Below are 17578 nucleotides of genomic sequence, written 5' to 3'. Positions count from 1 at the left end.
TCCTAGCCGCTATTGGTGCTAGTAGCAATTTGTTCGTTGACGCGCATGGCGCCGAATTTTAAGTTGCTACTAGCAATAAACTACATCCCCGACAGGGCGGTCCCATGATGACGAAGCGACTTGCGAACGAGCACGAAGATGGTCCCGAAGGACTGCTGCGGCTGGGCGGTTCGGTCTGCGTGGCCGAGCTGAAGGAAACGATGGAGTCGGCCGGCGGAGACCCGGTGTCGGCCGGCAGCATTGCCGATCTGGCGACCTTCTGGCTCGACCTGAGACGCCGCAGCCCGCAGCCCGGGCGGACCGATTTCGGGCCGGAAGACCTGAAATTCGTCCTGCCGGACCTGTTCATGGTCGACATCGGCTGCGACGGGGGCCTGCGCTACCGTCTGGTAGGCACCCGCCTGGCCGGCCGCTTCGGCCGCGACCCCACCGGCCGGCGCATCGAATGCGGCGGCGGGGCCTGGGGCCGGGAGGCGATCGTCACCGTGCTCCGTCGGATCGTCGAGACGCGCGAGCCGCACGCCGTCTTCGCCGAGGCGAGCGGCGACTGGAGCGCCTATCGCCTGTTCCAGGCCGTGGCGATGCCGCTCCATGCGCCTGACGGCCGCGTCGCCATCGTCCTCGGCGCCGCGCAGTTCCTCGCCGGCCTGCCCGGCGCGACGGCGCGCACCAGCCGGCTGGACATGCGGCCCATCCGCTAGACCTTTCCGGCCCGGGCCTTCAATCCGCGCTGCCGATACTCTAGGCTTGCCGGGACATCACGCGCCGGAGTGCAGTCATGAGCGCAAAGACCATGCTGATCGTCGCCCACGCGCCTTCGCCGAACACACAGCGGCTGGCGGACGCGGTCGCCGACGGCGCGCGGGACGACGCCATCGAGGGCGTCGACGTCCGCTTGCTCACCCCCTTCGAGGCCGGCCCCGACGACGTCATGGCCGCCGACGGCATCGTGCTCGGCACGACCGAGAATCTCGGCTATATGAGCGGCGCGCTGAAGGACTTCTTCGACCGCACCTACTACGCCGTGCTGGAAGACAGGCAGGGCCTGCCCTACGCGCTCTATGTCCGCGCCGGCCATGACGGCACCGGCACCTGCCGCGCGGTCGAGACCATCACCACCGGTCTGCGCTGGAACGCTGTGCGCGAGCCGCTGGTCTGCCGGGGCGACTGGCAGGACGACTTCCTGGGCCAGTGCCGGGAACTGGGAACCTTGATGGCCGCGGGACTGGAGGCCGGTGTATTCTGACCAGCCGCCGGCCTGCGTGGCATCGTGTCCCTTGCGGCCGGGCGGCGCGGCCATGACATGACCGGAATTGCCACCTTGGGTAATCCGGGTCACATCTGCCGCGCAAGAAGAACAAGATTGTCCAGGACGGTACCAGATAAGCATCTCGTCACATCGACTGCCCCTCCTCAGGTTGACAGCCGCCACGCTCTGCGCGCTGGCGCTCGCCGGCTGCGGCACCCTGCTGGACGGGGAGGAGGCCGGGGATGACAGGGATTCCGCGCTCTCGGGGCCGCTTCCCGTGAGCTATACCGCGACCATCGACGGCCTGGACGAGCAGCCTGACGTCCGCGAAGTCATCCGCGCCTCGCTCGACACCTTCCGGTATCAGCAGCGCGGCGCGCCGAGCATCGCCGGACTGAAACGGCGCGCCGAGAACGACCGCGCGACCCTGATGCAGGTGATGTCGGCCGAAGCCTATTACGACGCCACGGTGGAAATCCGGGTGGAGGAGACGCCCGGCGACCCGGACGCGGACGCGCGCGCCATCTTCGACGTCGCCCCGGGAACCGCCTACACCATCGCAGCCTTCCAGCCGGCATTCGAGCCGCATCCCGAGGAACTGCCGACCGATGCGGAAATCAAGCGTGCGGCCGATCTGGGCGAGGGCGCCGAGGCCCATGGCGAGGACATCGTCGCGGCCGAGACGCGCGTCGTGCGCTTTCTCAGCCGCAACGGCTTCCCCTATGCGCGCTTCATCGACCGCCGCGCCGTCGCCAATACCGAGAATCACACGCTGACGGTGACGGCCAGGTTCGATCCGGGTCCGTACACGACCTTCGGGCCGCTGGTGATCGAGGGCGACACCAAGCTGGCGCGCGACTACATCATGGACCGCATCCCCTGGCAGGAGGGCGAGCCCTATGACCGCCAGAAGGTGGAGGAGTTCCAGGAAGCGATGCGTGCGACCGGCCTGTTCGACGCCGTCTCGGTGCAGCCGCCGCAGACCCCCGATCCCGAACAGGTGGCGCGCCCGGTCACGCTGAAGGTCGCGGACGCCAAGCTGCGCTCCATCTCCGGCAGTCTGCGCTATGACACCGATATCGGTCCGGGCGTACGTGTCGGCTGGCGGCACCGCAATCTGTTCGGCGGCGCCGAGGACTTCCGCGCCGAGCTCGATGCCTCGCTGAAGGAACAGAAGCTGACCTTCGGGATGACCCAGCCGCACACGCCGACCGAGCGCTGGACCCTGAAGGAGAGTTTCACATTGCGGCGGCTGGACGACGAGGCCTTCACCGAGGAATCGGCCACCGCGCGCATCGGCGTCGAAACCGGCGTGGGCAAGCACTGGCGCGTCGGCACATCCGTCGAGGGCAGCGCGGCCCTGGTGGAATCGGACATCGAGAACGATACGGCCTACCTGCTGGGCTTCCCCACCTTCGCCAATCTCGACCGCGCCAATGACCAGCTCAACGCCACGGAGGGCTTCCGGCTGTTCCTGGCGGCAGCGCCCTATGCCGGTCTCAACAACGGCGATCCCGCCTATTTCGGCCGCATCTCGCTGGGCGGCGCGTTCTATCAGCCGCTGATCGGGGAGAACAGCCTGGTGCTGGCCCTGCGCGCCCGCGTCGCCACCATTCTCTCGCAGGCGCTCGACGACGTGCCGGTCAACGAGCGTTTCTTCGCCGGCGGCGGCGCGTCCGTGCGCGGCTACGCGTTCCAGTCGATTTCGCCGACCAATGACGCCGGCGACCTGACGGGCGGGCGGTTCCTGTCGGAGAGCGCCATCGAGCTCCGCGCCCGCTTCATGGAGGATCTGGGCGTGGTGGCCTTCGTCGACACGGGCTATGTCGCCGCCGAGCCCTTCCCCGACGCCACCGAGACGCTGCATGTCGGCGTCGGCGGCGGCGTGCGCTATTACAGTCCCGTGGGGCCGATCCGCTTCGACCTCGCCTTCCCGCTGCACCGCCGCGACGAAGACAACTTCTTCGAATTCTACATCAGTCTCGGCCAGGCATTCTGATGCGGCGCGTCGCCAAGGTGCTGGGATGGCTGCTGGCCATCGCGCTGCTGCCCGTGGTCCTGCTGGCCGGCGGACTCGCCTGGTTCGTCTATGGCGCCGGCGAGGACACCTGGACCTGGGCGCTGGAGCAGGCGACCGGGTTCGCCAGCGGCCCCGGCCTGACCGTCGAGACCGGACGCTTCCGGCGCGGCGACGACGGCGTACTGCGACTCGACAGTCTCGCCCTTGCGGACGCGGACGGACGCTGGCTGGAGGTGGAAGACGTCGCCCTGGATCTCAGCGCCGCCGCGCTGCTGGATGGCGCGCTGACCATCGATCGCCTGGCGGCCGAGCGGGTCGAGGTGCTGCGCCTGCCGGCCGATGACACGCCGGCGGAGGAGACCGCGAGCGACGGCCGGCTGCTGCCGGAGAACTTCCAGTGGCCGCGCGCGCCGCTGCCCGTCACCCTGAAGGAACTGGCGGTCGAGGAGGTCATCCTGCCAGAGGGCGTGGCGCCCGTGCAGTCGCGCTACCGCGTCACCGGCGCCCTGGCAGACGCCGGGGCGGTCCAGCGTCTGGATCTGGACATCGAGCCTCTGGATCTGGGCGAAAGCTTCGTGCGCGCCGATGTCACCGCGGACTTCGCCGCCGAGCGGATGGACGTGGACATCGCCGCCGACATGCCGGCGATCCGGCCCCTGGCCGACGCGCTGGGCGTCGCGCCGGAGGACCGGGTGCGGCTGACCATGACGGGCGGCGGGCCCTTCGGCGAGGCCGAAATAGATGTCGATCTGACCGTGCAGAACGCCCTCGACCTGGTCGGCCGGCTCGACCTCGCGCTGGCCGCCGACGGCGGCTATGCCGCCAGCCTCGACGCGACGGCGAACCTGATCGGCGGCGCGCTTTCCGCCCCGAAGCAGGCCCTTGGCGAGGTGGTGCATGTCGATGTCGCGGTCTCGGGGCCGTCGACCGACCAGGTGACAATCGATCGTCTGAAGCTCGACAGCCCGGCCGTGACCCTCACCGCCGAAGGCGGCTATGACGCGGCGGCCAACACCGTCCGCCTCGCCGCCAACGCCGATATCCGCGCCGACGACGCGCTGGCGCCCTGGCTGACGGGCGCGCGTTTCGAGACCGCGGCGCTGCAGGTCGATCTCGACGGCGCGCTGGACGAAACGCTGGCGGCGAGGATCCGCGCCGATATCGCCGGGCCCCGGTTCCAGGATTATTCGGCAGACCGGATCGCCGCCGAGATCGACGCGACCAGCGACCTCGAGACCGCGCGCGGCCACGCCGTGCTGACCATCGACGAACCCCAGACAGACAACCCGCAATATGCCAGCCTGGCCGGAACCGATCCGACCCTGGCCTTCGACTTCGTCGCCGGACCCCAGGCGCTGGAGATCAGCGGCCTCGACGTCCGGACGGCGGCAGGGACGGCGAGCGGCCGGTTCACCCTCGACCTGGAGCAGCGGGAGATGGACGGCGAACTGCATGTCGAGGCCGAGGATCTCGCCCGGGCGCCGCAGCTGGCGGAGCTGCTCTCCGGCGGCCGGGGCAATCTCGACCTGACCATCGAGGGGCTGGGCGAAAACCGCGGCACGGTCGACGCCGATCTTCACCTCGAGGATCTGCAATGGCGCGATCCGCAGTTTGCGGACGTCGCCGGATCGACCGTCGATCTGAACGTCGAGGCCGAGCCCATGGGCGAGGCCATGGTCGCCCGGATCTCCGGCAACACAGCGAAGGGCGCCGAAATCGCCGCCAATGCCACGCTTGAGGGCGAAACCATCGATGGCGAGTATTCGCTGAGCCTGCCCGAACTGCCGCCGGGCCTTGCGCCGCCATCCATCGAGGGGTTGCGCGACCTGGCGGTCAGTGGCGAGATCGGCGGCACGCTGGACGACCCGGAGGTGACGGGGACCGCCCGCGCGGCGGACCTCAGGGTCAGCGGGCGGGAGATCGCCCAGCCGCGCCTCCGGTTCTCGGCCTCCGACCTCGCCGGCTCGCCCGACTTCGACGCCGAGCTGAGCTTCCGCAGCGGCGGCCAGACCGGGTCGCTGGACGTCGCCGGCGCTTTCGACCCGGCGGCCAATCGCCTCTCGCTGGACCGCTACCGCGCCCGACTGGGCTCGGCGCGGCTGGAGGGCCGGGGCGACCTGGACCTCGCCACCGCCGGCTTCGACGGCCAGGCCACCCTGAAGGTGGACGACCTCTCCGACCTGTCGGAGCTGGCCGGCATGCCGCTCGCCGGCGACGCGGACGGCGCCGTGACGCTGAAACCCGAGGGCGAGCGGCTGGATGCGACGATCGATCTGACCGCGCGCAATGTCCGCATCGGCGACATGGCGGCGATGGGCCGGCTGGACGTCGACCTGGACGTTACCGGCCTGACCGGAGAGCTGCCGGCCGCGGCCGGCCGCGTCCTGGCCAGGGACATCGACGCCGGCGGCGCGCGCATCGCCCGCGCCGCAGCCGACCTGCAGACCCGAGGCGAGACCGTGCTGGCCGACGTTACCGTGGAGCGCATCGAGGCCGGCGGCGCACAGATCGAGGCAGCCGTGGCCGAAATCACGCTCGATCCCTCGGGCGAGGGCGCGCCCCGGATCGGCGGCGACGTGCTGGTCACAGCCATCACCTCCGGCGAGAACCGCATCACCCAGGTCACCGCCGATCTGGGCGGCACCATCGAACGTCCCGTGGCGCGGCTCACCGCCAATCTGGCTGCGCCCGTCGAGGCGTCGCTGCGCACCGAGGTCGCCGCCGACCTCACCGACCCGGAGACCCTCGGCCTGCGCGTCGCCGACCTGGTGCTGGAAACGCCGCAGGGCGACATCACCTCACGCACGCCTTTCGTCGTCGCCCTGCGCGGCGACCAGATCGCCGTCCGCGGCCTCGACCTCGCCGCCAGCGCCGGCGGCGCGGTGACCGGGGACGCGACCTACGGCCCGAGCCAGATCCTGGCGCAGCTGGAGATCGCCGACCTCGCCCTCGGCCCGCTGGCGGCGCTGGGCGGGGTCGAGGGCCTGAGCGGCGTGGCGAACGCCACGATCCGCCTCGACACCAGGGAACCGAGGGACACCGGCCGGCTCGATCTGACCCTCACCGACCTGCGCATGCCCGAGGAAGTCGGCGATTTCACCTTCCAGGTCAGCGCCGAGGGCCGCTGGGCCGACGGCGAGATCGGCCTCAAGACCACCATCGCCGGTCCCTTCGAGCAGCCGCTGGTCGCCGAAGCTTCCGGCGCGCTGCCGCCTTCGGGCGGCCGGGCGATCCCGATCCCGCCCGCGGACGGCGCGGTCCGCGGCCGGCTGGAGTGGCGGGGCGACCTGCAGCAGCTCGTGGCCCTGCTGCCGGAGAGCGACAACCTGGCCGCCGGTCCCGCCCGCTTCGATGTGCGCATGGACGGCACCTGGTCGCAGCCCCGCCTGCAGGGCGAGGCGGTGATCTCCGACGCGCGCTACGAGAACCTGCTGAGCGGCACCATCCTGCAGGACGTCGACATGTCGGTCCGCTTCAACGACCGGGGCGTCGGCGACTTCCAGCTTTCCGCCCGCGACCCCGTCGGCGGCCGCCTGCGCGGCAGCGGCGAGATGGTGCTGCTGGGCGACGACAGGACGGCGGAAGTCAGTCTGGATCTGGACGGCCTGCTGGCGGTGCGCCGCGACGAGGCCGAGGTGAAGGTCAGCGGCCGCACCACCGTCACCTGGGACGGCCAGGCGGTGGACGTGGTCGGCCGCCACACCCTGGATCACGTGGAGATCCGCCTGGTGGCGCCGGACCTGCCACCCAGCGTCGTCGCCATCCAGCTGGAGCGCGACAAGGTCGCCGAGGCCGAGGCGGAGGAGCCCGGCCCGCCGCTGCCCGTCAACCTGGACATCCGCATCGACGCGCCGGGACAGTTCTTCGTCCGCGGCCGGGGACTGGAAAGCGAATGGCGGGGCCAGGCGACGATCACCGGCACCGCCGACAACCCGCAGGTCACCTCCGACTTCAACGCCGTGCGCGGCAGCCTCAGCCTGCTGGGCAAGGACTTCGACCTGGAGGAAGGCTCGATCGGGCTCACCGGCGACCTGACGCCGGAGTTCCGCATCGTCCTGGTCCGCGAGACCGAGGATCTGACCGGCCGCATCATCGTCTCCGGCCGGCCCTCGCAGCCCGACATCGATTTCACCTCGACCCCGGAACTGCCCGAAGGCGAGGTCCTGCCGCGGCTGCTGTTCGACAAGGCGCGCCAGTCGCTCTCGCCGGTCGAGGCGCTGAACCTGGCCCAGGGCATCCGCACCCTGACCAACGGCAAGCGCGGCGCGACCGACCGCATCCGCGACGCGGTGGGGCTGGACGTGCTGCGCCTGGAAAGCGGCGACGACCCGGAATCGGCGGGCGCCATCAGCGCCGGACGCTATGTCCGCGAAGGCGTCTATGTCGGCGCCAAGCAGTCGGTGGATTCGGAATCCGGCTCCGTCGTCGTGGAGATCGACGTCCTGCCCAACGTCAAGGTCGACACCGAGATCGACCGCGACGGCAGCACCAGCACCGGCATCACCTGGGAAAAGCGGTACTGACTTCTAAAATAGGTTCAGCGAACGCCTAAGGGTCGCAATGAGTTCTGCTGAAAAATGGTGATTTTCACCATCACGCCACATAACAGTGGTGCAATGATTAGTATCAAAATGTGTGCTTCGGTCAGAGAATTTGGATTCATTGCAGATATAGACAACGGGCTTTCCCAATCCTTCTGCATATCCGGCCTCCCAATATGCTCCGGAATTATCGTGTGTTAAGTCTGCTATAACAAATGCCGAATCTCGAATTTTTTCTCTCATGATATTATCGATGATACCAGCTTCCGGCACATCCTTCATGGTTATGATATCGTATCCTAATTCTTCTGCTACAGGCTGTTTGATATGGTTCTCTACCAAGTTGTCAAGATTGGAAAATCCAAAAGCCAGAGCGACGAAGCCATAATGGCCGACACGTAGTCCTCTGCGTACTTCATTGAATCGCCGCCATCCATCCATGGTAAGGCGAATCCGCATGACTGCAGGACCTTGGCTGTGTGAACGATCAATCAGCTCCAGCAAGCCTTTTTGTTTTAACTCTATTGCCAATCTCATTAGGGCATTGCGGCTTGAAGCACCAATTCGCCTATGCATATCGTCCGAAAAATTCTCAACAAACTCTTCATACTTTGAGATATACAAACCTATTTCTTCGATCAACGCATCCGCCTGCTGATCGACAGTTGGAAGTGGTTGATCTGATTTCTCAATCTCTTCAATTATTTCGGTCGAAATTATCGTAGGCCGATTTTTGTTATTATGGCGAACAATTCTATGAGATAACGCTGCTAGAGTGAATTTTCCAACTTTCCGTTTTGAAATTTTCGGGTCTATATAGAAATCCCACGCTTCTTCAGTTATTCTGAAATACCCACAAACTGAACAAGAAACAGCTACCCCAATGTCAATTCTTCCAATTCTGACCTCTGGGGACTCTGCGTTCAAACAAAGCGGACAAGTTTTTTCCATTTTCAACCTGCATGAACTCGATAATAATAACTCTAGGAATTTGAAGCTGTTGGAATCAATAGCCTTCAGGCAAGGGGAGCCGCCGCCATGCCCGACACCGCACCGCAGAACCTCTCGGCCGTCGACCAGGCGGTCATCACCCAGGCGCTGATCGCCGCCGCCCACGAGATGGGGGTGAAGCTGATCCGCTCGGCCCATTCGACCATCGTGCGCGAGGCCGAGGACTGCTCGTCGGCGATCCTCGACCGGCACGGCAATGTCGTCGCCCAGTCGGAGCTGATCCCGCTGCAGCTCGGCTCCATCGCCCACACCTTCGGCCCCTGCGCCGCCGCGTATCCGCCCGAGGAGCTGGTCGAGGGCGATTTCTACATCACCAACGATCCCTATCAGGGCGGCCAGCACCTGCCCGACGTCTTCCTGTTCACGCCGATCTTCGTCGACGGACGGCTGCTCGGTTTTTCGGCGACGGTGGCGCACCACATCGATCTGGGCGGCGGCGCGCCGGGGCTGAACCCCGACGCCACCGATATCCATCAGGAAGGCATCGTCTTCCCGCCGACAAAGTGGAACCTGGCCCGCGACTGGCGCAATGACGGCCCGCTGCAGCGCTTCGTGCGCGCCAATATCCGCATGCCCGACCACACCATCGGCGATTTCGAGGCGCAGTTCGCCGCCAACGCCATCGGCGTGGAGCGCGTGCGCGAGCTCTGCGCCCGCCACGGCGCCGCCCGCCTCGAAGCGGCGATGGACGAGATGCTGGACTATGCCGAGCGGCGCATGCGCCAGGCCCTGGCGGCGGTGCCCGACGGCACCTATGAGGGCGAGGACTTCCTGGACGACGACGGCCAGGGCAGCGGCCCGCTGCGCATCGCCGCCCAGGTCACGGTGAAGGGCTCCGACATCCGCGTCACCTTCGACGGCAGTGCGCCGCAGGTGAAGTCCAACATGAACAACCCCTTCGCCTCGACGGTGGGCGCGGCGCTGTCAGTGATCAAGTCGGCGCTGACGTCCGCCGACCTGCCGTTCAATTCCGGCTGCGCCCGGGCCATCACCGTGGAGGCGCCGGAGGGCTCCATTCTGAACCCGAAGGCCCCGGCGCCGGTGCGCGCCAGGCTGCTGCCCAGCTACCGGGTGTTCAACGCGGTGATGAAGGCGCTCGCCCAGGCCGCGCCGGAGAAGGTCATCGCCGCCGGCTACGACACCACCTATGCCTGCTGCCTCAGCCATCTGGGCCCGAAGGGCTACAACATCTATCTGGAGATCTTCGGCGGCGGCTATGGCGCCGGGCCCCGGAGCGACGGCTGCGACGCGGTCGACAGCCCGCTCAGCAATTGCGGCAACATCCCCGTCGAGAGCCAGGACATGAGCTATCCGTTCTTCCGGGTGCTCGACTACAGCCTCGTGGCCGGTTCGGGCGGCGACGGCGAACACCGCGGCGGCCTCGGCTTCCAGCGGGTCTACGAGATCCTGGACGACGACGTCACCTTCGCCGCCTATGGCGACCGCTTCATCATCCCGCCCGAGGGGCTGTTCGGTGGCGAGGCGGGCGGCAAGGCCTCCGCCTGGGTGATCCGCGGCGGCGAACGGATCGAGCTCCGCTCCAAGCTGTCGATGGCGATGAAGAAAGGCGACCGGCTGGTGGTCCGGACCGGCGGCGGGGCCGGCTACGGCGATCCGGCAAAGCGTCCGGCGGCGCTCCGCGAGCGCGACTTCATCGACGGCTACGTCTGAGGCGGGGAGCGGATCTGGCGCAGGCGTCCGAAGCCCGGAGCGCTCTGCGAGCGGCCCGAAATCACCTGGCGTGCTCGGGCTTGACCCGAGCACCTGTGAACCGGACACGCCACGACGCAGGCCCTCGGATCAAGTCCGAGGGCGGCAAGACTGGATGGATCAATCGAACCTTGGTGTGCCCTAACCCTGGCCGGCGCGGCGGCGCGGTTCCTCGTCCAGTTCGCCGGCCATCTCGCGCAGCTTCGCCTTCTGGATCTTCACGCCGTTGGCCGACTGGGTGACAGGGAAGGCGTCGAGCGGCACGGCGCGGGCGGGCACCTTGTACTTGGCCAGTCCCGCGGCGCAGTGAGCGATCACCGCCGCCTCGTCATAGCCGGCCCCCGCCGGAATGACGAAGGCCACAGCGCGGTTGCGGCCGCCGACATTCGCGCCGACCACCTGCACGTCCTTCACCGACGGATGCTCCAGCAGGCGCGCCTCGATCTCCGCCGGCGCGGTGAGGAAGCCACCGAGACGCAGCACGTCGCCCATGCGGGAGAGATATTCGAAGCCGCCCTCCTCGGTCATCTGCGCCAGGTCGCCGGTGCGGATGAAGCCGTCGTCGGTCAGCGTCTTCGCCGTTGCCTCCGGGTTCAGGAAATATTCCATCATCATCGACGGGCCCCGCGCCTCCAGCTCGCCCGGCTCGCCGACGCCGAGCAGCCTGCCCGACTCCGGATCGCGCACGCGGACCGCCGCCGTCGGCGCGATGGGGATGCCGCCGCCGCGCTTGCGCACCGCGACGGGCGAGCCATCGGGCCAGCGGGTGAACAGCGCCTGCACCTCCGACATGCCGTAGACGCCGGTGATGTACATGCCGCGCTGCTCGGCGCGCTCGACGATGTCCTCCAGCGCCGCGTTGAACAGCGCGTAGATGCCGGAACGGAAGGCCGGGAACGGCGTCTGCTCGCCCGCCGCCTCTTCCAGCATCATGGCGTACATGTCGTCGGAACCCGCGGTGTGGGTGACGCGGTGCGCCTTCATCAGCCGGACGGCCTCCGGAATGTCCAGATAGGGCATGGTGACCATGGTCCGGCCCGAGGCGATGGCGCCCATGGACTGGGTCAGGCCGAAGACGCCGCAATAGGGCATGGCCAGCAGGTGGACCACATCTTCGCCCCGCCAGCCGAAGCTGTCGGCGATCTGCAGGCCGTGATCGGCGATGGACGACTGGTGATGCAGGACGAACTTCGGTTTGCTGGTCGTGCCCGAGGTGGTGAAGATCGCGCAGCCGAGACCGTCGTCCGCGTGATCCTCTTCAAGCTCGGCATGGGCGGCAAGGTCGTCGTAGGACACGGGCGTCGCCTCGGGGACGGGCGAGACCGCCGGCGCGCCATCCTCCGAATAGACGATCAGGTGCTCCAGGCCCGCCAGCTCCCCCGGGTCGATGCCCGCCAGGATCTCGTTGAAGGCGATGCCCTTGAAATCGGGCCAGTAGATCATCGCTTTCGCCCCGGCACGGCTGACGATGTCGCCGACCTCGACCGAGCGGTAGCGGGTGTTCACCGCCAGCGCGATGGCGCCCAGCCGGGCGCAGGCGAAGAAGACGGCGAGGTAGGCCGGCGCATTGGGCAGCCAGATGGCGACCCGGTCGCCCTTGCCCACACCCAGCGATTTCAGTCCGGCGGCGACGCGGCGGGACTGGGCGGCGAGTTCGGCATGGCTCCATTCCCGGCCCTGATAGACCAGGACGGGGCGGCCTTCGGCGCGTTTCTCGGCGATGCCGAGCAGTTCGGTCAGGTTTGTCATGCGGGAATGTTAGAACCGGGCCGGGCCGGGCCGCAATCGCTGCCGAGTCAGGCCGGGGCTGCTTCCCGCGCGGGGCGGTCGGCCATGACCAGGCCCAGGGTCTCGCGCACGTCGCGGACCTCGGCCTTGTCCAGCACGCCGTGCGCCTTCATCGCCCGGTGGGCAGCGGGCAGATTGTAGAAGGGAATGGCCGGGTACATGTGGTGCTCGACGTGAAAGTTCACGTGGAAGGGGAAGAACAGCCAGAGCAGCCAGCGGGGCCCCAGATTGGTCCGGGCGGCGGTCAGCGGCGAGGCGAAATCCGTCACCGCGCCATGCTCGCAGATCGCCCGGAGCCGGAGCAGCGGCTGCAGGAAGGTCACCAGCGGCACGGCCCAGAGCAGCAGATACTCGAGCAGGAATCCGCCGGCGAAGGCCACGACGGGCATCGTGGCGTGGAAACCCAGCACCCACCAGCGGTCGGCCCGGGCCGCGGCGCGGAGCGCTGGCGAGGTGTCGTCCAGCGGCCGGTTCGGGCCGCCCGCCTCCGCATTGATCGCCGGCGCGCCGAAGAAATAGCGGTAGGTCTTCCAGGCGGTGACCCCGAACAGGTCGAAGAACAGCTTCTTCAGCAGGTAGGCCCGCCCGCGCGGATAGCCGGCGTTCAGCGGGATGTCCGGATCCTGCTTCCCGTACAGATGATTGTGGTGCAGCCGGTGGACCACGCGGTAGGTCGGCATGGAGATGCCGACGATGCCGCCGGCGATCCGCCCGACGAGGTCGTTCCAGCGGCGGTTCTTCAGCAGGCGGTAGTGGGCGGCGTCGTGAGCGATGACGAAACAGGCCTGCTGGCGCGTCGCGATCAGCAGCATGGCCAGCACCGTCACCGCCGGATGCCAGGCCCAGACGGCGGCACCGAGGATCAGGGCGATGGCGCCGAAGAGCTCGGCCACGCCGGCCCAGCCCTTCGCGTCGTCCTGGCGCGTCAGTTCCTTCACCAGCGCCGGCGGCAGCCCGGCCCGGCGCGTGTCCTCGCGAAAGTTTTCGCCCGTGTTCATGGCCGCCCTTATAGCGAAGTCGTCCGCGCAAGGGAATGTGACCACCGCGCCCGTTGCACCGCGAGCGGCTCCGGCCACGTGGCGGGCATGACTGGAAACACAGTGGAGTCGAAGTCATGAAACGCCTGATCCCGATGACGTTTGCCATCCTGACCCTGGCCGCGACAGGCGCCTGCGAAGGCGTCGGGTCCCGGACTCCCTTGCCAACCGACCAGCCCTCGACCAACTCGCCCACCTGAGCCCACGATGACCCCAGGGACACCCAGAGACCGAGTCATGAAACGCCTGACTGTGATCATCGCGGCGGCCGCCGCGCTGGCCCTCGCCGCCGGCTGCGCCGGCGTGGAGCGCGATCCGATACCTCCCGAGAACATTCCGACCCGGGCCGACCCGTGAAATGCGGGCCGGTCGCGGCGACGGATTGGCCCTTCTGACAGCGCCGTGCCATCCTCTCCGCCGGGCGCGAACCGACGGGGAGGACGGCGATGAAGTTCGGCGGCATGGTGGCGACGAAGATCGACGACTGGGCGATCTTCCGGGAGCTGGAGGCGCTCGGCTACGACCACGGCTGGGCGCCCGACAGCCAGATGATCTGGTCGGACTGCTACGCCACCCTGGCGCTGGCGGCGCACCACACCAGCCGCATCCGCCTGGGCACCGGCGTCGCCATCGCCGGCACGCGGCTGGCGCCGGTGACCGCGCATTCCATCGCCTCGATCAACAGGCTGGCCCCGGGCCGGACCTTCATCGGCATCGGCACCGGCCACACGGCGATGCGCATCATGGGCGCCCGGCCGGTGAAGGCGAAGGCCTTCCGCGACTATCTCCGCGTGGTCCGCGGCCTGCTGGCCGGCGAGGAGGTGGAATTCGAGCACGATGGCGAGACCCGCCCGATCCGCTTCCTCGACCGGGAGCTGGAGTGCCTCAACCTGGACGATCACGTCGACATCTACGTCGCCGCCAACGGCCCGAAGGCGCTGCGCGCCGCCGGAGCGTACGGGGACGGTCGCATCTGCGCGGGCAACGAACCGCTGGGCGTGCTGGCCAGGAACCTGGAGACCGTGCGCGAAGGCGCGGCCGAGGCGGGGCGCGAGATCGGGCCCGACTTCCACACCGCCGCGCTCACCTTCGCCTGCGTCCTGCGCCCCGGCGAGAAGCTCACCGACGAACGGATTATCGACGAGGTGGATTCGGCGGTCGTCTCGACGCTCCACTACTGGTTCGAGCTCTATCAGGAATGGGGCCGCGACGACTTCGTCTCCGACCGGGTGCGCGGCACCTGGGAGGACTACAAGGCCCATGTCGAGTCGACGATGCCGGCGGCGCGCCGCCACCAGATGCTGCACCGCGGCCACTGCGCCTTCTGCCCGCCGGAGGAGCGCCGCTTCGTCACACCCGACATGATCCGCATCGCCGGCGGCCTGGTGGGCGAGCCCGACGAGATCGTCGAGCGGCTGGGTCAGCTCGAGCAGGCCGGGCTGAAGGAGGTGACGCTGCTGCCGCCCGCCGCGCACATGCGGTCGAACTTCCGCGACTTCGCCGATCAGGTCATGGCGCGGGTCAGGTAGGGGCCTGGTCCGCTTCCGCCGGATCGACGCCGATCTCCTCCAGCGCCTGGCGGGCGAGGCGGAAGGCCTCGACGCCGGCGGGCGCACCGCAATAGACGGTCATGTGCAGCAGCGCGTCCTTCATCTCGGCGAGCGTCACGCCGTTGTTGACGGCGCCCTTGACGTGCAGCTTGAACTCCGTGCCCCGGCCGAGCGCCGCCAGCATCACCAGGTTGAGCAGGCTGCGGTCGCGGCGCGAGAGCGTCTCCTGCCCCCAGGCGGCGCCCCAGGCGCTGGCCGTCACCCAGTGCTGGAAGTCGCGGTTGAAGGCGTCCGCGGACGCCATGGCCTTCTCGACATAGGCCTCGCCCAGCACCTCCTTGCGGATCTTCAGGCCCTTCTCGAACAGCTCGTCGCTCATGGTTCTCTCCCCTCGCGCGGTGATTTGCGCCAGACTAGCCGAAAATCGGACGGGAAACGGGGGGGCAGCCATGACGACGCCACACGAATTCGAGGTCTACGCCATCAAGTACGCCGAGCGGGAGGCGCGCCGGGGCGATCACTTCATCGGCGGCGACCCGCATGACGCGCCCATGGACATGGACTACTTCGTCTGGGCGCTGAAGCGCGAGGGCAAGGTCTGGGTGGTCGACACCGGCTTCGACGCACTCGACGCAGAACGCCGCAACCGCCGGCTGGTGCGCACGGTGCGCGAGGGACTGGCGCTGGTCGGCGTCGACAGCCACCAGGTCGAAGACGTCATCGTCACCCACCTGCACTACGACCATATCGGCGGCTACGAGCATTTCCCCGCCGCCCGCTTTCACCTGCAGGACCGGGAGATGGCCTACGCCACGGGCCGGCAGATGACGCGCCCGGCGATCGCCCACGCCTACACCCCCGAGCACATCGCCGACCTCGTCTTCCGCGTCTTCGAGGGGCGGGTGGAGTTTCACGACGGCGAGGCGGAGCTGGAGCCCGGCCTGTCGGTCCACTGGGTCGGCGGCCATACGGCGGGTCTGCAGGTGGTGCGGGTGATGACGCGCATCGGCTGGATCGTGCTCGCCTCCGACGCCAGCCATTACTACGAGAACATGGAGGCGGACCGGCCCTTCGTCATCGTCTGGAACCAGGGCGAGATGCTCGACGCCTTCCGCACCATGCGCCGCCTGGCCGGCGATCCGGCCTGGATCGTGCCCGGCCACGACCCGCGCGTCTTCGAGCGCTACGACCCGCCGTCGCCGGAGCTGGAGGGCAAGATCGTGCGCCTCGACGCGGAACCGAAAGGCGGTTGATGCCCTGCCGCAGCCGCGCGCGGTCGAGGTGGACCTCTACCCGCCGAGGCGCTACATACGCGCGAATTCCACGCGCGCGCGGCCGGGCCCGCCGCGCCCCTCTGCCAGCGGAGCGAGAAGACCATGAGCGGATCGTCAGACTACAAGGTTGCCGACATTGCCCTTGCCGACTGGGGGCGCAAGGAAATCGAGATCGCCCAGACCGAGATGCCCGGTCTGATGGCCTTGCGTGAGGAGTACGGCGCGGAGCAGCCTCTGGCCGGGGCGCGGATTGCGGGCTGCCTGCACATGACGATCCAGACGGCGGTGCTGATCGAGACGCTGACGGCGCTGGGCGCCGAGGTGCGCTGGTCGTCGTGCAACATCTTCTCCACCCAGGACCAGGCGGCGGCGGCGATCGCGGCCACCGGCGTGCCGGTGTTCGCCTGGAAGGGCATGGACGACGACGAGTTCTGGTGGGCCATCGACATGACCATCGAAGGCCCCGACGGCTGGCGGCCGAACATGATCCTGGACGACGGCGGCGACCTGACCGCGCGCATGCACGAGAAGTTCCCCGAACTGCTGGACGACGTGCGCGGCCTCTCGGAGGAGACCACGACCGGCGTCATGCGGCTCTACGAGATGGCGCGGGCGGGGACGCTGAAGGTGCCGGCGATCAACGTCAACGATTCGGTGACCAAGTCGAAGTTCGACAATCTCTACGGCTGCCGCGAGAGCCTGGTGGACGGCATCAAGCGGGCCACCGACGTGATGCTGGCGGGCAAGCTGGCGGTGGTCTGCGGCTATGGCGACGTGGGCAAGGGCTCGGCGGAGAGCCTGCGCAGCCAGGGCGCGCGCGTCGTGGTCACCGAGATCGACCCGATCTGCGCCCTGCAGGCGGCGATGGAGGGCTACGAGGTCCGCACCATGGAGGACGTGGCCGCGTCGGGCGACATCTTCGTCACCGCGACGGGCAACAAGGACGTGATCACGGTCGAGCACATGCGCGCCATGAAGGACCGGGCGATCGTGTGCAATATCGGCCACTTCGATTCGGAGATCCAGGTCTCGGGGCTGCGCAACTACACCTGGCACAACGTCAAGCCGCAGGTCGACGAGGTGGAGTTTCCCGACGGCAAGCGGCTGATCCTGCTGGCGGAGGGGCGGCTGGTGAACCTGGGCTGCGCCACCGGCCATCCGAGCTTCGTGATGAGCGCGTCGTTCACCAACCAGGTGCTGGCGCAGATCGAGCTGTGGCGCAACCACGCCAAGTACGGCCTGGAGGTCTACGTGCTGCCCAAGCATCTGGACGAGAAGGTCGCCGCGCTGCACCTGGGCCGTCTCGGCGTCAACCTGACGAAGCTCTCCCCCGATCAGGCCCGCTATCTCGGCATCCCCGAAAGCGGACCCTACAAACCCGAACACTACAGGTACTGA

The 17578-nt window shown here is 68.1% G+C and carries 13 protein-coding genes; 9 read left to right on the top strand and 4 right to left on the bottom strand.

Translation table 11 applies throughout. The features are described 5' to 3' along the window. Positions 1-107: 107 nt before the first annotated feature. The 4 genes from CWC60_RS21050 to CWC60_RS21035 all read left to right on the top strand — a co-directional run bounded on the left by CWC60_RS21050 (position 108) and on the right by CWC60_RS21035 (position 7792). Entirely contained in the window at positions 108-701 is a 594-nt protein-coding gene (locus CWC60_RS21050; protein ID WP_164516671.1) for a PAS domain-containing protein, read from the top strand. A gap of 77 nt (positions 702-778) precedes the next feature. Then, positions 779-1246, top strand: a complete 468-nt coding sequence (locus tag CWC60_RS21045; protein WP_109795894.1) for a flavodoxin family protein — start codon at positions 779-781, stop codon at positions 1244-1246. 172 nt (positions 1247-1418) lie between these two features. Continuing rightward, positions 1419-3248, top strand: a complete 1830-nt coding sequence (locus CWC60_RS21040) for an autotransporter assembly complex protein TamA (protein ID WP_109795893.1) — start codon at positions 1419-1421, stop codon at positions 3246-3248. Further along, a complete protein-coding gene (locus tag CWC60_RS21035) occupies positions 3248-7792 on the top strand; it encodes a translocation/assembly module TamB domain-containing protein (RefSeq protein ID WP_109795892.1) in 4545 nt (1514 codons plus the stop codon). Before CWC60_RS21040 ends, CWC60_RS21035 begins: the two co-directional genes overlap by 1 nt. A gap of 3 nt (positions 7793-7795) precedes the next feature. Here CWC60_RS21035 and CWC60_RS23380 read toward each other — a convergent pair whose 3' ends face one another. Next, positions 7796-8767, bottom strand: coding sequence for a nucleoside 2-deoxyribosyltransferase (locus tag CWC60_RS23380; protein WP_125182848.1), 972 nt, complete (start codon positions 8765-8767; stop codon positions 7796-7798). An 81-nt stretch (positions 8768-8848) separates the two neighbouring features. Between CWC60_RS23380 and CWC60_RS21030 the strand changes: the two genes are divergently transcribed. Beyond that, positions 8849-10492: a hydantoinase B/oxoprolinase family protein gene (locus tag CWC60_RS21030; protein WP_109795891.1), complete on the top strand. Its 1644-nt coding sequence runs from the start codon at positions 8849-8851 to the stop codon at positions 10490-10492. A gap of 180 nt (positions 10493-10672) precedes the next feature. Here the strand turns inward: CWC60_RS21030 and CWC60_RS21025 are convergent, their stop codons facing one another. Together CWC60_RS21025 and CWC60_RS21020 are read right to left on the bottom strand one after the other, a co-directional pair. Further along, on the bottom strand, positions 10673-12280 hold the full coding sequence (locus tag CWC60_RS21025) for an AMP-binding protein (RefSeq protein ID WP_109795890.1): 1608 nt from the start codon (positions 12278-12280) through the stop codon (positions 10673-10675). A gap of 47 nt (positions 12281-12327) precedes the next feature. Then, a complete protein-coding gene (locus tag CWC60_RS21020; RefSeq protein WP_109795889.1) occupies positions 12328-13317 on the bottom strand; it encodes a fatty acid desaturase family protein in 990 nt (329 codons plus the stop codon). A 116-nt stretch (positions 13318-13433) separates the two neighbouring features. Here CWC60_RS21020 and CWC60_RS24315 point away from each other — a divergent pair, with 116 nt between their 5' ends. Together CWC60_RS24315 and CWC60_RS21015 are read left to right on the top strand one after the other, a co-directional pair. Continuing rightward, complete coding sequence (locus tag CWC60_RS24315) at positions 13434-13556, top strand: hypothetical protein (RefSeq protein ID WP_277422339.1); 123 nt, start codon at positions 13434-13436, stop codon at positions 13554-13556. Between the two features lie 246 nt (positions 13557-13802). Then, entirely contained in the window at positions 13803-14885 is a 1083-nt protein-coding gene (locus CWC60_RS21015) for an LLM class flavin-dependent oxidoreductase (RefSeq protein WP_109795888.1), read from the top strand. Here CWC60_RS21015 and CWC60_RS21010 read toward each other — a convergent pair. Beyond that, positions 14878-15285, bottom strand: a complete 408-nt coding sequence (locus CWC60_RS21010; RefSeq protein ID WP_109795887.1) for a carboxymuconolactone decarboxylase family protein — start codon at positions 15283-15285, stop codon at positions 14878-14880. The two genes, CWC60_RS21015 and CWC60_RS21010, sit on opposite strands and share 8 nt — an antisense overlap. 70 nt (positions 15286-15355) lie before the next feature. Between CWC60_RS21010 and CWC60_RS21005 the strand changes: the two genes are divergently transcribed. Both CWC60_RS21005 and ahcY read left to right on the top strand, forming a co-directional pair. Then, entirely contained in the window at positions 15356-16159 is an 804-nt protein-coding gene (locus CWC60_RS21005) for an N-acyl homoserine lactonase family protein (protein ID WP_109795886.1), read from the top strand. 123 nt (positions 16160-16282) lie between these two features. Next, on the top strand, positions 16283-17578 hold the full coding sequence (gene ahcY / locus CWC60_RS21000; protein WP_109795885.1) for an adenosylhomocysteinase: 1296 nt from the start codon (positions 16283-16285) through the stop codon (positions 17576-17578).

The sequence above is a fragment of the Minwuia thermotolerans genome, assembly GCF_002924445.1.
Taxonomy (GTDB): Bacteria; Pseudomonadota; Alphaproteobacteria; order Minwuiales; family Minwuiaceae; genus Minwuia; species Minwuia thermotolerans.
Note: the sequence above shows the minus strand (reverse complement) of the source record. Positions and strands in the feature narration are given on the sequence as shown.

Excerpts from the sequence above, each read along its gene's own strand:
- CWC60_RS21005 (WP_109795886.1), top strand. The coding sequence starts at position 15,356 with ATGACGACGCCACACGAATTCGAGGTCTACGCCATCAAGTACGCCGAG.
- CWC60_RS21035 (WP_109795892.1), top strand. The coding sequence starts at position 3,248 with ATGCGGCGCGTCGCCAAGGTGCTGGGATGGCTGCTGGCCATCGCGCTG.
- CWC60_RS21010 (WP_109795887.1), bottom strand. The coding sequence starts at position 15,285 with ATGAGCGACGAGCTGTTCGAGAAGGGCCTGAAGATCCGCAAGGAGGTG.
- CWC60_RS21015 (WP_109795888.1), top strand. The coding sequence starts at position 13,803 with ATGAAGTTCGGCGGCATGGTGGCGACGAAGATCGACGACTGGGCGATC.
- CWC60_RS21050 (WP_164516671.1), top strand. The coding sequence starts at position 108 with ATGACGAAGCGACTTGCGAACGAGCACGAAGATGGTCCCGAAGGACTG.
- CWC60_RS24315 (WP_277422339.1), top strand. The coding sequence starts at position 13,434 with ATGAAACGCCTGATCCCGATGACGTTTGCCATCCTGACCCTGGCCGCG.
- CWC60_RS21025 (WP_109795890.1), bottom strand. The coding sequence starts at position 12,280 with ATGACAAACCTGACCGAACTGCTCGGCATCGCCGAGAAACGCGCCGAA.
- CWC60_RS21045 (WP_109795894.1), top strand. The coding sequence starts at position 779 with ATGAGCGCAAAGACCATGCTGATCGTCGCCCACGCGCCTTCGCCGAAC.
- CWC60_RS21030 (WP_109795891.1), top strand. The coding sequence starts at position 8,849 with ATGCCCGACACCGCACCGCAGAACCTCTCGGCCGTCGACCAGGCGGTC.
- CWC60_RS21020 (WP_109795889.1), bottom strand. The coding sequence starts at position 13,317 with ATGAACACGGGCGAAAACTTTCGCGAGGACACGCGCCGGGCCGGGCTG.
- ahcY (WP_109795885.1), top strand. The coding sequence starts at position 16,283 with ATGAGCGGATCGTCAGACTACAAGGTTGCCGACATTGCCCTTGCCGAC.